Source organism: Xanthomonas massiliensis, assembly GCF_900018785.1.
Classification (GTDB): Bacteria; Pseudomonadota; Gammaproteobacteria; order Xanthomonadales; family Xanthomonadaceae; genus Xanthomonas_B; species Xanthomonas_B massiliensis.
In genome coordinates, this window is record NZ_FCOY01000007.1 from 687209 (window position 1) to 703127 (window position 15919).

The window sequence follows — 15919 nt, forward strand, 5'->3', positions numbered from 1 at the left end:
GGAGATGCAATGACGTCGCCCACACCCATGGGCCTGCAGCCGGGGGCGCGCCTCTGGGCCATGCTCGCCCTGTCCCTGGCGGTGTGCCTGGCGACCCTGGATGCCTCGATCACCAATACCGCGTTGCCGGCGATCGCTCGCGGATTCGGCGCCACGCCGGCCGACGCCATCTGGATCGTCACCGGCTACCAGCTCGCCATGGTCGGCGCGATGCTGCCGCTGGCGTCGCTCGGGGATCGGGTCGGGCAGCGCGCGGTGTTCGTCGGCGGCATCGCCGCCTTCACCGTGGCCTCGCTGGCGTGCGGCACGGCACGCTCGCTGGAGCTGCTCGTCCTCGCGCGGGCGCTGCAGGGCCTGGGCGCGGCGGCGATCATGAGCGCCAACAGCGCGCTGGTCCGGCACATCTACCCGCAGGCGACCCTGGGCCGCGGCCTGGGCATCAACGCGCTGGTGGTCGCCTTCGGGCTGGCGGCCGGGCCGGTGCTGGCCTCGGCGATCCTGGCCGTGGCGACCTGGCACTGGCTGTTCCTGGTCAACATCCCGGTCGGCCTGCTGGCGCTGCCGATGGCCTGGCGGTGGCTGCCGCGTCCGGCCGGGACCGCCGCCCGGTTCGATGGCGTGGCGGCCGTGCTGTGTTTCGCGATGTTCGCCCTGGCCGTGCACGGGCTGGGCGAAATCGGCCATCGCGGCGGCTGGGGCCTGGTGGCCGGGGAATGGACGCTGGCGTTGCTGTGCGGCCACCTGCTGGTGCGGCGGCAGCGCGAAGTGCCGGTGCCGGTCCTGCCCGTGGACCTGCTGCGGATCCCGCGGTTCGGCCTGTCCACGGCGGTGGCGGTATGCGCCTACGCCACGCAGGGGCTGGCACTGGTGGCCCTGCCCTTCCATTTCATGGCCGACCTCGGGCGCAGCCAGGTGCAACTGGGGTGGCTGATCCTGCCCTGGCCGCTGATGGGCGCCACCCTGGCCCCGCTCGCCGGATCGCTCTCCGACCATTGCCCCGCCGGCCTGCTCGGCGGCCTGGGACTGCTGTGCCTGGCCACCGGGATCGCCCTGCTGGCGCTGCTGCCCGCCGCCGCCTCGACCGTGGCCATCGTCGGCTGCATGGCACTGTGCGGCGTCGGCTTCGGCCTGTTCCTGTCGCCGAACCAGCGCGCGATCATGGCCAGCGCACCGGCGCGGCGTTCCGGCGCGGCCAGCGGCATCCTCGGCGCGGCACGGCTGCTGGGACAGGCGCTGGGCGCGGCCATCGTCGCGCTGTTCCTGACGTTGTCCGGAACCGCCGGCGCGCGCGCCGCCCTGTGGGTCGGATGCCTGCTGGCCGGCGCCGGCGCCCTCGCCTCGGTGGCCCGGCTGTTGCCGGCGGGGACGCGGGACGCCGGCGGGGATTGACGGCGATCGCCGCACGAGGACTACGCCGAAGGCGAGCTGCACGGTGGGCGTCCCCCGAGGCGCGCCGGCACGCCACGCGCCTGGCCGGCAACCGTGCTCCGCGCGACCGGGCGGCCCGCAGCGCGTTCCTGCCGTTACGGCCGCCAGTTCGCGTGCGTCTCCCAGAACGCCACGCTGCGCCGGTACGCGTCACGGTCCAGCGGCACGCCCGAGCCGCCCTCTGCCACGCCGAGCGCGTTGCGCATCATCGTGATCGGCGCCATCGGCAGTTCCTCCGGCGTCATCGTGTACAGGCAGCCGACCACGCCCCAGTCGGCGTCGATCGGCGCGCCTTCCTTCGCCAGTTGCTCGCGGCTGTAAAGGATCGGCAGCAGGTAGTTGGCCACGGCCGGCTCGACGCCCTCGAACCAGCGCACCAGCACCGGCAGTTCCTCGCGGCTGCGTGCTTCGTAGGCGCTGCGCAGCAGGTGGCGGTTGTCCTCGTCGATCGCCACCACCGAGCAGCGCGTGGAGGTCCAGTTGCGGTGCACGTGCAGCTTGCAGAACGGCGCATAGCCGTCGAGCACCTGCAGCGGCGCGTGCTCGTTGAGGTGGCGCTCGAACTGCTCGGCGCCGCAGTCCTGGATGGCGGTGCGGCGCCGGTCGCGCGGGAACAGGCGGGTGCGGGCGAAATCGGTAAGGACGATGGACATGGGCAGCAGGGGGCGGAGCACGCTGCAAGCTTAGCCGTTGCCGGTGCGCGGCGGCGCATAGCCGCTGGCCAGCGCGTACGCCCACTGCGGAAAGCCGTTGCGCGCGGCCAGGGTGGCCATCGCGGCATGGTCGTAGGGCACCGCCACCAGCTCCGCACGCCAGCGCCCGTCCTCGCAGGCGAGCACCGCATAGCGCGCGTCCGGCGCACCGGCATCGACCACGTAGGGATCGGGCCGGTCGTCGCGATAGGCGGGCATGCCGACGCTGCCCGGGTTGAGCAGCAGGCGATCGTCCACGCGCACGATCCGCGGCACGTGGCTGTGGCCACAGGCCACCGCGGCCGCGTGCGTGTCCTGCAGGCGGGCGCGCAGCACGTCCGGCCCGGGCAGTTGCAGGCGGCCGTCCTGCACCGTCTCCAGCAGCCAGTGGTGGTCGTTGTCCGGCGTGCCGTGGCACGCCAGCAGTTCGCCGAACCGCAGCGATACCGGCAGGCCGGCGATCCAGGCCCAGCCGGCCTCGTCCAGCCGCGCGGCGGCGAACCGGTCGGCCGGACCGTATGCATGGCCGGCGCGCAGCTCGAGCAGGTGGCGCTCGTGGTTGCCGGCGATGGCCGGCCAGCCGCGTTCCATCAGGAAGCGCGCGGTCTCGCGCGGCAGCAAGGGGCCGGACAGGCTGTCGCCGAGATTGACCACGGTGTCGATGCCGCGGGCGCGGATATCGGCGGCGACCGCTTCCAGCGCGGCCAGGTTGCCATGGATATCGGAAATGACGGCGATGCGCGGCATGGCCCGCTCCGCGGGGACGATGGCGCCATCGTGCCATGGCGGCCGGCGGCGGCCGTGTTCAGGCCGGCTGCGATGTGGCCGACCAGAGGCTGTCGCCGGCGCCGGTGCGCATGCGCCGGCGCGTGCGTCGCGCCAGCACCACGAACAGCGCCGCCGCGGCCAGCGCCACCAGGTCGACCGCACGGCCGCCAGCGTGGTTCCAACTGCCGCCGATGCCCCACGCGCCAACCAGGCTGGACAGCGGCACCAGCAGCGTGGCCATCGCGCACAGCCACAGCAGTTCGTACGCGCCGCGCGCGGCGCCGCGCCACAGCGCCCAGGCCGTGGCGGCCAGGAACACGGCGTAGTAGATGCCCTCGTGCCAGGCACCGAGATCCTGTACCCGCGCCGGCAGCCACTTGGCCGCGGCCACGGTGGCCGAGATGCCGGCCACGCAGCCCAGCGACACGCCCACGGTCAACGCGCCCATGACGCGGGCCGAGCGCTTCTGCGCCACCGGCGTGCCGTGGCGCGCCTTCCTGCGCCGCGATTCGATCCACAGCAGGTTGCCGGTGTAGAACAGCATCGCCCCGGCCAGGCCGAGCGCGAAGTACATCCAGCGCACCGGATTGCCGCCGAAGCTGCCGAAGTGGAGCATGAAGAAGCTGTTGACCGCGGTGTCCCAGCCGCCCATCCGGCCGGGCAGGTCGTGCGGGTCCACCTGCCCGGTGTACGGGTCCAGGTGGGTGCTGGCATAGGTGCGCGCACGCGTGCCGTAGCGGATGTCCAGCCCGGTCACGCGCGCCTCCAGCCGTCCGTGGTCCTCGGCGAAGCCCAGGCTGTAGACCTCGAAGCCCGGCAATTGCCGCTGCACCCGTTGCAGCAGTTCGCCCGGCGCCAGCGGCACCGCGCCCGGCGGTGGTGGCGGCTCCTCGTCGTGGCCCCATTCGATGCGCTGGCCGTAGACCGCCTTCTCCTGCACCTCGTAGAACTGGTCGTGGAAGGCGAACACCACGCAGGTCAGCGCCATGATCAGGTGGAACGGCAGGCTGACCACGCCCAGCGCATTGTGCGCGTCCAGCCACATGCGCTTTAGGTTGGCGCCGATGCGCAGGGCGAAAAAATCCCGGGCCAGCGTCGGCAACAGCACGATCACCCCCGACACCAGTGCCACCGCATAGGCCAGCGACACCGCGCCCATGATCGGCCGCGACACCGCATCGGGGAACGGCAGGCCGACGTACTGGTGCAGGCGGTCCACCAGCTCGGCGGCCTTGGTCTTGCGCAGTTTCTCCACCTTCAGGCTGCCGTCGGGCGCGAAGTTGGCGCCGTACTCGACGAACTGGCGCCGGCCCTGGCCGCGCTCGCGCCAGATCACCCGCGCCGGCTGGTCCGGAGTGATGTCCACCACCACCGAATAGTTGCGCGCCGCCTGCGGGTACGCGGCCAGCACCGCCGCCGCCAGCTCGCCGGCACGCGCCATCGGCACCGGCTCGCCCAGTGCGGAGGGCGGCGTGGCCCAGCGCTCCAGCGGCTTCTCGAACATGGTGATGGCGCCGGCATAGAAGGCGATGAACAGCATCAGCCCGGTGACGATGCCGACCCAGATGTGCACGTCCTTGTAGACCCTGACGATGTCGCTGCGCAGTTTCATGCCCTCATCCCATCGCCGTGCGCACGACCCACAGCAGCGCGAAGGCCAGCCCGTTGGCCGCGCCCAGCCACAGCCAGGCGCGCAGGCTGTCGCGGAACAGGAACACGAAGCTCAGCACGCCGGCCCACACCGGTGCCATCAGCCACATGTTGAACTGCGCCTTGCCGCCGCCGGCACCGATGCCGCCCGGCCCCAGCCAGGCGAACAGGCCGGACAGCGCCACTGCCAGGCCGAAGCCCAGCACCGTGCCGGCGCAGGTCTTGCCCAGCCAGTGGCGGCTGTCCAGCTTCGCCGGCGGGGGCCTCATCGCGCCTCGCGCCGCCGCGCCCGCCACGCGCCGAGGAACGGTGCCGCCGTGCCGACCAGCATCGCCAGCGTGAGCCAGGCGAATACCGCCGCGCCCGAGCCCATGAGCGGCAGCAGCAACGCCAGCGACAACACCAGGCACGTACCGCCGGGCAGCCAGCGCCGGCGCGCCGGCCATGGACCGGCCGCACGCCAGCGCTGCTGCGGGCTGGCCACGTACAGCAGCATCGTCCCCAGCGCACCGAGCAGCGCCGACACCAGCATGGTCGCGCCCTGCACGCCCACGGCGATCACACCGTCACCAGCTGAAGCGCGCGGTGGCGGTCACCGTGCGGCCGCTGCCGTAGAAGCACGAGGACGTGCCGGTACAGGTGGAGACGTAGGTCTTGTCGGCCAGGTTGCTGGCATTGAGCGCCAGCTGGACCGCGGTGGCGCCGAAGCGGCCGGCGTCGTAGCGGATCGCCGCATCGAACAGGGTGTAGGACGGGATGCGGTACAGGTTGGCACTGTCGCCGTAGCTGGTGCCGTTGTAGCGCACGCCGGCGGCCAGGCCCAGGCCGCGCAGCGCACCGGCCTGGAAGGTGTAGTCGGCCCATACCGCGGCGGTCCAGTCCGGCACCATCGCCAGTTGCTTGCCTTGGTAGCCGCTGTTGCTGCGGGTGACCTTCGAGTCCATCCGCGAGGCCGCGCCGATCACGCTGAAGCCGTCGAACGGGGTGATGCGCGCCTCCAGCTCGACGCCGCGCACGCGGCCCTCGCCGTCCTGGACCTGGCACTGGCTGGCGCCGGTGGTGCCGCAGGTGTCGTGGGTGGGATCCGGGTCGTTGGTCAGGATGTTCTGCTGGCGCAGGTCGTAGGCGGCCAGGGTGAACAGGCCGTCGAAGCCCGCCGGCTGGTATTTCACGCCGGCCTCCCACTGCTTGCCGGTAACCGGGTCGAACGGCGTGCGCGCATAGCTCATGTTGGTATCGGTGCCCGCAGGCTGGAACGACTCGGCATAGCTCACGTACGGGGTGAAGCCGCTGTCGAACACGTACAGCACGCCGGCGTTGCCGCTGAAGGCCTCGTTGTCGATCCGGGTCGGCACGCGCGCGCCGGTCACGCCGCTGACCGCGTTGTAGGCCTGGGTGTAGGTGTCGTCCTTGGTCCAGTCGTAGCGGCCGCCCAGGGTCAGGCGCCACTTGTCCAGCGCGATCTGGTCCTGCAGGTAGACGCCGGTCTGGCGGTCGACGCCGCCGGAATAGGCGATGCTGGTGGTGACCGGCACGTAGCCGCCGTAGACCGGATTGAAGATGTCGATGTTGCTCGGGTTGCTCATCGCGCCGCGCGCGGCGTCCCAGTCGGCCTTCTGCCAGTCCACGCCGAACAGCAGGGTGTGCTCGGCGGCGCCGGTGGCGAACTTGCCGGTCAGGCGCGTATCGAGCGTGTCGCCGTCGGAATCGCCGGTGCCCCAGGTGGCACGGCGGGCCTGGGTGCGGCCGTCGGCGTTGAGCGCGCCGTTGGTGACCACGGTGCGGAACAGCGAATCCACGTGCGTGCGGCGCGCACTCTGGCGCAGCGTCCAGTTCTCGTTGAAGCCGTGCTCGAACAGCCAGCCGGCGGTCCAGATGGTGCGGTCGAAGGTGTTCCAGTCCGGCTCGCCGATGAAGGTGGTGTTCTTCATCCGGCCGTAGGGGGTGGACACGAGGGTGCCGGCCATCGGCAGGAACTGGTAGGTCGAGCCGCCGTCGTCCTTCTGGTACAGGCCCAGCAGGGTCAGGCGGGTGCGCTCGGCGACCTGCCAGGTATAGCTGGGCGCCAGGAACCAGTGCTTCTGCTCGGTGTGCTTGATCTGGGTATCGCCGTCGCGGTACAGGCCGACCAGGCGGAACAGGTGGTCGTTGTCGGCGCTGCCGCCGCCGACGTCGAAGGCGGTGCCGTACTGGCCGTATCCGTCCACGTCGAAGCGCAGCTGCTGCACCTGGTCGGGCGTGGGCGTCTTGCTGACCTGGTTGACCATGCCGCCCGGCGCGACCTGGCCGTACATCACCGCCGAGGGCCCCTTGAGCACTTCCACCCGCTCCAGGTTCCAGCTGTCGAACATGGTGCGGTTCCACTGCCCGCCCTGCGGCGCGCGCATGCCGTCCAGGGTGACGTTGTTGGCCCAGCTGCCGGCGTCGAAGCCGCGGATGCGGAAGTCGTCCACGCGGTTGTCGATGCCGGTGCTTTCCAGGCTGACGCCGGCGACGTAGCGCATGGCCTCGTTGAGGCTCCGCACGCCGCGCTGGTCCATTTCGTCGCGGCCGATGACCGAGATCGACTGCGAGGTCTCGGCGACCGGGGTATTGGTCTTGGTCGCGCCGCTGGTGCTGGTGATCGCCCGGTAGGCGTTGATCCGCACGGTGTCCAGCTCGACCGGATCGTCCTTGCCGGCATCGCCGTCCGCGGGGGACCGGGCCAGGCCGGCACCGGACAGCAGCAGGGAGGAAACCAGCAGGGCGAGACAGGCACGACGCGGCAGGCGCACGCAGGGACGACGGGACATCGGAGGAACCTCGCAGACTTCGGGAAGGCGGGGGGCGCACGCAGCGGGGCGCCGCACGGACGTTATTTTCCCGTAAATGAGAATAGATATCAAACACATCGGGACGCGAAGCAACCTATGCCTTCATCGCGATAAAGAGATATTATTGGCGCTCCGCCACGGCCAGCCGCCGCGATGACCCAGATCAGTTTCGAGTTCTACCCGCCCAAGACCGACGAGCAGCGGGCGCAGCTGGACCGCACCGCCACCAAGCTGAAGAAGTTCGCCCCCGAGTACGTCTCGTGCACCTTCGGCGCCGGCGGCTCCACCCTGAGCTACACCTCCGAGACCGTGCGCCACCTCAAGCAGCACCACGGCTTCGAGGCGGCGCCGCACCTGTCGTGCGTGGGCGGCAGCCGCGAGGAGATCCGCGAGCTGCTCAAGCTGTACCGCGCCATCGGCTGCACCCGCATCGTCGCCCTGCGCGGCGACCTGCCCTCGGGCATGGGCCACCCCGGCGACCTGCGCTACGCCGCCGACCTGATCGCCTTCATCCGCGCCGAGCACGGCGATGCCTTCCACATCGAGGTCGGCGCCTACCCGGAGACGCACCCGCAGGCCAGCGATGCGCTGGCCGACCTGCGCCATTTCAAGGCCAAGGTCGAGGCCGGCGCCGACGCCGCCATCACCCAGTACTTCTACAACGCCGACGCCTACTTCCGCTTCGTCGACGATGTGCGCCGGCTGGGCGTGGAGATCCCGGTCATCCCGGGGATCATGCCGATCTCCAATTTCAGCCAGCTGCGCCGCTTCTCCGAGCAGTGCGGCGCCGAGATCCCGCGCTGGATCGGCCAGCGCATGGCCGCCTACGGCGACGATGCCGACTCGGTGAAGGCCTTCGGCGCCGACGTGGTCGCGCAGCTGTGCCGGCGCCTGCTCGACGGCGGCGCGCCGGGATTGCACTTCTACACCCTCAACCTGGCCAGGCCCGCCAGCGCCGTGCTGGCCCGGTTGTCCTGAACGAACGCGAAACGGACCGCGCGCCACGCGGCGTCCTTGTCAGGAATAAAATCCCGTCACGCGCGAATGGCCGTATTCTCGCGCACCCCACTGCGCCGGCCACCGGCGCACGCCATCCCAACCAGGCAGCCAGCCATTCGCCGGCCCACCGCGTCCGGCCCCGCAGCAAGCACGCCTTATCGACTGCCCCGCCAGAACCGGGGTTGATGAGGAGTCCATGCGCAATTTCCCACGCACTTCGCCCCTGGCCGCGCTGATCGGCCTGTCGCTGGCCACGCCGGCGTTCGCCGATGCCCCGGCCATCACCCTGCCGCAGGTGGACGTCACCGCGACCCAGCCGGCGGTCAAGCTCGACACGCCCGGCACCGTGTCGGTGATCACCCGCGAGAAGATCGACCGCTACATGGTGCAGAACATCCGCGACCTGGTGCGCTACGAGCCGGGCGTGTCGGTGGTCGGCACCGCCGGACGCTTCGGCCTGGACAGCTTCAACATCCGCGGCCTGTCCGGCAACCGGACCCGGATCGAGATCGACGGCGTGTCGCTGCCGGCCTCGTTCGGCGCCAGCGTCGCCGGCGGCAGCTTCCGTGCCGGCCGCAACCAGATCGACCTGGACAACATCAAGGACGTGCAGATCATCCGCGGCCCAGTCTCGGCGCTGTATCCCTCCGACGCGATGGGCGGCATGGTCAGCCTGCGGACCAAGGACCCGGTGGACTACCTGCAGCCCGGCCGGGCCTTCGGTGGCCAGGTCAAGGCGTCCTACGACGGCAGCGACAACAGCAAGGGCGCCGTGGCCAGCTTCGCCTTCGGCGATGCCCGCGACAGCGTGCTGCTGCAGGCCAGCTACCGCCGCGGGCGCGAGACCGAGAACAAGGGCGACGTCGGCGGCACCGGCGCCACCGGCCGCACCCAGGCCGATCCGCTGGCCTACAAGCAGACCGGCCTGCTGGCCAAGTACGTGCACGACGCCGACAGCGGCCGCCGCGACTTCCTCGGCGTGGAGACCTCGCGCACCGACAGCCGCTCCGACAACCTGACCAGCGTGACCGGCGCGGCCAGCTACTACCGCTCCCAGGACAGCAACCGGCGCTTCAAGCTCGATTTCGGCCAGTCCTACGGCGAGCTGGGCAGCGTGCTGGCCGACAGCCTGGACTGGACCGCGTACTGGCAGAAGACCTCCAGCCTCACCAACACCCAGACCGACACCGCCACCATCGCCCGCTACTACAGCAGCCTGCCCGACCAGGAAAAGACCTTCGGCGGCAAGCTGGTGGCCAACCGGCACCTTGCCGGCGACGCGGTTGACCAGACCTTCAGCTACGGCCTGGAACTGTCGCGGACCACGCCCAAGGGCTATGTCGGCGGCTACGGGGTCAACAAGACCACCGGCGCCAGCGGCAGCAGCTCCAGCTACCTGCCCGGCACCTACCCGATGCACCTGTTCCCGCGCAGCGACACCGACCGCTACGCCGTGTTCGGCCAGGACCGGATCAGCCTGCTCGACGACCGCCTGACCATCACCCCCGGCGTGCGCGTGGACCGCTACGAATACAAGCCGCGCGAGGACAGCCTGTACTACGCCATGACCGGCGCGCCGCGGCAGGACTACAGCGCCACCGGCGTGTCGCCCAAGCTCGGCCTGCAGTGGAAGTTCAACGACACCCTCAGCGCCTACTTCAACTACACCGAGGGCTTCCGCCCGCCGCTGTACAACGAGATCGACGGCGCCTGGGGCGAGACCGCCAGCTACGGCCCGGTAGTCATCAACATCGGCTACCTGCCCAACCACGACCTGAAGGAAGAGACCAGCCGCGGCGGCGAGATCGGCCTGCGCGGCGCCGGCGACGCGGGCTGGTTCAACCTGAGCGGCTACTACACCTACTACGACGACTTCATCTGGAGCGGCTACCAGCTCGATGCCGCCAGCATCCCCGACTGGTTCTACGCGCTGATGCCGACCGCGACCACGGTGCAGGCGTTCCAGGCGGTGAACGCCAAGCACGCCATCATCAAGGGCGCCGAAGCCAGCGGGCAGCTGCGCCTGGGCTGGTTCTCCGACGCCCTGGCCGGCTGGTCCATCAACGCCAGCGCCTCGATCGCCAAGGGCCTGCTGATCCAGCCGGGCGACAGCGGCTACAGCCCGCTCAACACCGTCGATCCGGCCAAGGCGGTGCTCGGCATCGCCTACGACGCGCAAGACTGGGGCGCCGAGCTGGTCGGCACCGGCGTGCGCCGCCACAGCCAGCTCAGCAAGGCCACCTACTTCCGCCCGCCCGGCTACGGCAAGCTCGACTTCTTCGCCCACTACCGCCCCACCGACAACCTGGAGCTGGACGTCGGCCTGAACAACCTCACCGACCGCAAGTACTGGGACTGGGGCAACCTGCAGGGCGGCAACCTCGGCAACCTGGTCAGCGGCAACGGCGTGAACGACGTCGTCTCCACCGGCGCCACCCTGGACCTGTACACCATGCCCGGGCGCTACATCACCGCTTCGCTGCGCTACACCTTCTGAGGCCGGCGCGCCGGTCCGCGACGGCGGCCGGCGGAGGGGCTGCGGCCGGGTCGACACCCGGCCGCCCGCCGCTTGCAGCCATGCTGCGTGGGCGGGGCCAGCCCAGGCATGCGCCTCGGCAAGCCGTAGCGCGGCAGCGTATTCCGGCCCGCCGGCGATCTCCCGCTCGGCAGGCGGGTCGCCGATGGCAGGGGACGGGCGCCCGATGCCTGCCCCTTGCGCATATGGCGGTGAGCTGCCGCACCCCCGAGGCCGGCGCGCGGGCGTGGATCCACGGGGTCGGGCAACCGCCCGCACCGGCGCCTGCCCGCGATGGCCACGCATCCCCGTCGTTCCTCGTGGCCGCGACGCGCGTTGCCGTCCCGTCGCTGTACGCCTGCCGCCACCGCGGCTAGGCTGCGACGATGCGATCGATCCTGCTTCTGCTGGCACTGGCCATGGCCGGTGCCGCGCACGCCCAGTCCGGCGCGATCCAGCGCTGCACCGGGCCGGACGGGACCTCCGTGTTCACCGACCGCCGCTGCGAGGATGTCGGCGCACGGCCCCATCTGCCGCCACCGGCCACGCCGACCGCCCGGGCTACCGCGGCGGCCACGTTGGCCCGCGCCGGATGCAGCCGCCGCCTGAGCGAGCTGGTCCAGCAGATGCGCAACGCGGTCGCCGCGCAGGACGTCAACGGGCTGTCGGCCGCCTACTGGTGGGCGGGCATCCCCGCCGCGCAGACCAACGGCGTGCTGGAACGGCTGGAGGCCGTCGTCCAACGCCCGCTGGTGGACATCGCGCCGGTCTACGCCGACGGCGGCGGGGACATCGATGCGGCATCCGCGGAAAGCGGCGCCGACGCCGGCGCACGCCATCCGGTGGGGCTGCGCCTGGAACAGACCCTGCGCGGCGGGGCCACGCCCGCGCGCACCGTGTTCGGGTTGCGTCGCCAGTACGGCTGCTTCTGGATCAGCCTGCGCTGAAGCCCGTCGCCACGCCCTGCGCCCCGTGGCGGCGGGCCTCGGCCACGTCCGCGCACCCGGCCACGTACAGCGGCAGCGACACGTCCTCGCGCAGGCGCTCGAACCGCGCCCAGTCCGGCGCCACCGCGCCCGTACCGGGCGTCACCACGGCGAAATCCACGCCCAGGCGCTGGGCCTGCGCCAGCGCGTTGGCACCGTCGCAGCAGGCGGCCACGGCCTGGCCGGACGCCAGGGGCCGCGTCGCCAGGGCGGCCAGGGCATCGCCGCGCAGCTGCACGCCGATGCCCAGTGCCTGCGCCAGGTCGGCATCGTCCTGCAGCAGCCAGCGCACCCGGCGCCGGCCGAAACGTGCCAATGCGCGCCGCACCAGGCCGGCCCACGCCACGCCCCGCTCGGACGAATGCAGCGCCACCAGGCCCGCGCCCTGCGCCAGCGCCGCCTCGATGGTTTCCAGCCAGCCGGCGGCACCGTCGGGCTCGGGCAGGCGCAGGTAGCGCTCGGGCTGGCGCAGCAGCGCCACCACCGGCTTGTCGGCCGGCGGCATCGAATAGCGCTCCAGCCGCTCCGGCGGCACCCACACCAGGGGCTGGCCCTCGCGCCCGCGCGCCTTGCCGGAGAACGCCGCTACCCGGCGCACCTCCAGGCGCAGGCGCTTGTCCGGATAGCGCTGCGGTACCTCGATCAGGCATTGGCCGACCTGCGCGTCGATGCCCAGTTCCTCACGCAGCTCGCGGGCCAGCGCCTGTTCCGGGCTTTCCCCCGCCTCGAGCTTGCCGCCCGGGAATTCCCACAATCCCGGCAGGTCGCTGCGTTCAGTACGCCGGGTGAGCAGGATGCGGCCGCGCGCATCGGCAATGACGCCGGCCACGACATGGATCGATCTCAGGGAATCGGGCATGGCCCGACTTTGCCGTGCCCGGCCGCCGCCGGGCAAGGGCCGGAGGCCACTTTCCGCCTTCCGGTCACGGCAGGTGACGGGCGCAAGCGTCGGCCACGGAAGTTCCCAGGCCCGGAGCGAGAGGGTGCGGCCGCCCGCCTCCCGCAACATGCGCGGACCGGGGCGACAGCGCAGCGAAGGCCGCGAGGCCCCCCAGGAAAAACGCCCCCGCGCCGAAGACGTGGGGGCGTTGGGGGCGTTGGCGCGGAGGGGGTGCGGCCGGAACCGGCAGCTCCGGGACCCGCCACACCGATTGCGGCAATACAGCCCGCAAGGCGGGCCGCACGCCGCTCAACCCGGCCTCAGCTGAGCTGGCCGTGGCAGTGCTTGTACTTCTTGCCGCTGCCGCACGGGCACGGGTCGTTGCGGCCGACCTTGGGCTCCTCGCGCACGACCTGGGTCACCGGCGTCGGCGCGACGGCGGCGCCCTGCTGCCGGCTCGCCGCGACCTGCGCGGCCTCCTCGTCGGCGCTGTAGCTGCCGGTGTCCTCCTTCTGGAACTGCGAGGCCTGCAGCCGCGCCTGCACCTGCTGGCGCTCGGCGGCCTCCATCGCGGCCACCTCCTCCTCGGTGCGGATGCGCACCCGCGCAAGCAGCCCGATCACCTCGCGCTTGACGTTCTCCAGCATCTGCGAGAACAGCTCGAAGGCTTCCTTCTTGTATTCCTGCTTGGGCTGCTTCTGCGCATAGCCGCGCAGGTAGATGCCCTGGCGCAGGTAGTCCATGCGCGCCAGGTGCTCCTTCCACGCCTGGTCGAGCACGGTCAGCATCACGTGCTTCTCCAGCGCGCGCATGGTCTCGGCGCCCAGCGCCTGCTCCTTCTGCTCGAACAGCTCGGCCACGGCCTGCTCGACCTTGGCCACCACGCCCTGGGCGTCCAGTTCCTCCTGCCCGGCGGCCCAGTCCACCAGCGCCAGGTCCAGGCCCAGGTCGCTCTGCAGCGCGGCCTGCAGGCCGGGCAGGTCCCACTGCTCGTCGATCGAGTTCGGCGGCACGAAGCGGGTGACCAGGTCGTAGACCACGTCCTGGCGGATGCCGTCCACGTTCTCCTTGACCGACTCGGCATCGAGCAGCTCGTCGCGCTGGGCGTAGATCACCTTGCGCTGGTCGTTGTTGACGTCGTCGAAATCGAGCAGGTTCTTGCGGATGTCGAAGTTGTGGGCCTCGACCTTGCGCTGCGCCTTCTCGATCTGGCGGCTGACCAGGCGGTCCTCGATGACGTCGTCCTCCTTCATGCCCATCAGCTTCATCGCCTTCTGGACCCAGTCCGAGGCGAAGATGCGCATCAGGTTGTCTTCCAGCGACAGGTAGAAGCGCGAGGAACCCGGGTCGCCCTGGCGGCCGGAACGGCCGCGCAGCTGGTTGTCGATGCGGCGGCTCTCGTGGCGCTCGGTGCCGACGATGTGCAGGCCGCCGGCGGCCTTGACCGCGTCGTGGCGCTGCTGCCAGGCGGCCTTCGCCGCGGCGCGCTGCTCGTCGCCGGCGTCCTCGCCAAGCGCGGCCAGGTCCGCCTCCAGCGAGCCGCCGAGCACGATGTCGGTGCCGCGGCCGGCCATGTTGGTGGCGATGGTCACCGCGCCGGGCTGGCCGGCGTTGGCGACGATGGTCGCCTCGCGCTCGTGCTGCTTGGCGTTGAGCACCTCGTGCCTGACGCCGGCCTTGCGCAGGTGCTCGGAGAGCATCTCCGAGGTCTCGATCGAGGTGGTGCCCACCAGCACCGGCTGGCCGCGCTTGGCGCAGTCCTTGATGTCCTCCAGCACCGCGTTGAACTTGCCCTTGCGGTTGAGGAACACCTGGTCGGGATGGTCCTTGCGCACGGTCGGGCGGTTGGTCGGGATCACCACCACTTCCAGGCCGTAGATGCTCTGGAACTCGTAGGCTTCCGTATCGGCCGTACCGGTCATGCCGGACAGCTTCTTGTACATGCGGAACAGGTTCTGGAAGGTGATGGACGCCAGGGTCTGGTTCTCGCGCTGCACCGGCACGCCTTCCTTGGCCTCCACCGCCTGGTGCAGGCCGTCGGACCAGCGCCGCCCCGGCAGGGTGCGGCCGGTGAACTCGTCCACGATCACCACCTCGCCGTCGCGCACGATGTAGTCCACGTCGCGCTGGTAGATGGCGTGGGCGCGCAGCGCCGCGTTGAGGTGGTGGACCACGCTCAGGTTGCTGCCGGCGTACAGGTTGTCGCCCTCGGCGATGATGCCGGCCTCGTGCAGCAGCCGCTCGGCATGTTCCATGCCGGCCTCGGACAGGTAGACCTGCTTGCCCTTCTCGTCCACCCAGTAGTCGCCCTCGCCTTCCTCGGTCGCCTGGCGGGTCAGGTTGGGCACGATGCGGTTGACGCGGATGTACAGCTCCGGCGACTCGTCGGCCGGGCCGGAGATGATCAGCGGGGTGCGCGCCTCGTCGATCAGGATCGAGTCGACCTCGTCGACGATGGCGTAGTTCAGCCCGCGCTGGTAGCGGTCGGCCTTGCTCAGCGCCATGTTGTCGCGCAGGTAGTCGAAGCCGAACTCGTTGTTGGTGCCGTAGGTGATGTCGGCGGCGTAGGCGGCGTGCTTGTCCGAGTGCGGCATGCCCGGGAACACCACGCCCACCGACAGGCCCAGCCAGTTGTACAGCTTGCCCATCTGGCCGGCGTCGCGGCGCGCCAGGTAGTCGTTGACGGTGACCACGTGCACGCCCTTGCCCTCGAGCGCGTTGAGGTACACCGGCAGGGTGGCCACCAGGGTCTTGCCCTCGCCGGTGCGCATCTCGGCGATCTTGCCCAGGTGCAGCACCATGCCGCCGATCAGCTGCACGTCGTAGTGGCGCATGCCGAGCACGCGCTTGCTGGCCTCGCGGCATACCGCGAAGGCCTCCGGCAGGATCTGGTCCAGGGTCTCGCCCTTCTCCAGGCGCTGCTTGAATTCCGGCGTCTTGGCCTGCAGCTGCACGTCGGAAAGCGTCTGGATGTCCGGCTCCAGCGCGTTGATCTTGGCGACGAGGCGGTTGAGCTGGCGCAGCAGGCGTTCGTTGCGACTACCGAAAACGCGGGTAAGCAGGCTGTTGATCATTGGGGAAACCGGTTTGGAAGGAACGCCGACCGCGGGGCGGGCCGCCGCGGCAGCCGCCACAAACGAAACAGGGCGCAATGCGCCCTGTCGTGGCAACGCCCATTGTAGCTTGGG

Annotated in this window: 12 protein-coding genes; 4 read left to right on the plus strand and 8 right to left on the minus strand. The window is 71.0% G+C overall.

Annotated elements, in window-relative coordinates:
- Nucleotides 1–9 precede the first annotated feature (9 nt).
- Nucleotides 10–1389, plus strand: a complete 1380-nt coding sequence (locus BN3794_RS13210) for an MFS transporter (RefSeq protein ID WP_066097941.1) — start codon at nt 10–12, stop codon at nt 1387–1389.
- A 134-nt stretch (nt 1390–1523) separates the two neighbouring features.
- Here the strand turns inward: BN3794_RS13210 and BN3794_RS13215 are convergent, their stop codons facing one another.
- The 6 genes from BN3794_RS13215 to BN3794_RS13240 are packed head-to-tail and all read right to left on the minus strand — an operon-like array spanning nt 1524 to nt 7330.
- Entirely contained in the window at nt 1524–2081 is a 558-nt protein-coding gene (locus BN3794_RS13215) for a DUF3228 family protein (protein WP_066097942.1), read from the minus strand.
- A gap of 30 nt (nt 2082–2111) precedes the next feature.
- Nucleotides 2112–2867 (minus strand): metallophosphoesterase family protein, encoded by a 756-nt coding sequence (locus BN3794_RS13220; protein WP_066097944.1) that lies wholly within the window; start codon nt 2865–2867, stop codon nt 2112–2114.
- Nucleotides 2868–2925: 58 nt separating this feature from the next.
- Entirely contained in the window at nt 2926–4500 is a 1575-nt protein-coding gene (locus BN3794_RS13225; protein ID WP_066097946.1) for a PepSY-associated TM helix domain-containing protein, read from the minus strand.
- 4 nt (nt 4501–4504) lie between these two features.
- A complete protein-coding gene (locus BN3794_RS13230) occupies nt 4505–4807 on the minus strand; it encodes a hypothetical protein (RefSeq protein WP_066097948.1) in 303 nt (100 codons plus the stop codon).
- Complete coding sequence (locus BN3794_RS13235; RefSeq protein WP_147675774.1) at nt 4804–5100, minus strand: hypothetical protein; 297 nt, start codon at nt 5098–5100, stop codon at nt 4804–4806. The genes BN3794_RS13230 and BN3794_RS13235 overlap by 4 nt, the downstream gene beginning before the upstream one ends.
- A gap of 4 nt (nt 5101–5104) precedes the next feature.
- A complete protein-coding gene (locus BN3794_RS13240; RefSeq protein WP_078059754.1) occupies nt 5105–7330 on the minus strand; it encodes a TonB-dependent siderophore receptor in 2226 nt (741 codons plus the stop codon).
- A 174-nt stretch (nt 7331–7504) separates the two neighbouring features.
- Between BN3794_RS13240 and metF the strand changes: the two genes are divergently transcribed.
- The 3 genes from metF (at nt 7505) to BN3794_RS13255 (ending at nt 11812) form a co-directional block, all read left to right on the plus strand.
- On the plus strand, nt 7505–8329 hold the full coding sequence (gene metF / locus BN3794_RS13245; RefSeq protein WP_066097952.1) for a methylenetetrahydrofolate reductase [NAD(P)H]: 825 nt from the start codon (nt 7505–7507) through the stop codon (nt 8327–8329).
- A 217-nt stretch (nt 8330–8546) separates the two neighbouring features.
- Nucleotides 8547–10847, plus strand: a complete 2301-nt coding sequence (locus BN3794_RS13250; RefSeq protein ID WP_066097954.1) for a TonB-dependent hemoglobin/transferrin/lactoferrin family receptor — start codon at nt 8547–8549, stop codon at nt 10845–10847.
- Nucleotides 10848–11251: 404 nt separating this feature from the next.
- Complete coding sequence (locus BN3794_RS13255) at nt 11252–11812, plus strand: hypothetical protein (protein ID WP_066097957.1); 561 nt, start codon at nt 11252–11254, stop codon at nt 11810–11812.
- On the opposite strand, the gene BN3794_RS13260 is transcribed toward BN3794_RS13255, so the two are convergent.
- Nucleotides 11799–12710, minus strand: coding sequence for a Nudix family hydrolase (locus tag BN3794_RS13260; RefSeq protein WP_066097958.1), 912 nt, complete (start codon nt 12708–12710; stop codon nt 11799–11801). The genes BN3794_RS13255 and BN3794_RS13260 overlap by 14 nt on opposite strands.
- Nucleotides 12711–13051: 341 nt before the next feature.
- A complete protein-coding gene (secA, locus tag BN3794_RS13265) occupies nt 13052–15805 on the minus strand; it encodes a preprotein translocase subunit SecA (protein WP_066097960.1) in 2754 nt (917 codons plus the stop codon).
- Nucleotides 15806–15919 lie beyond the last annotated feature (114 nt).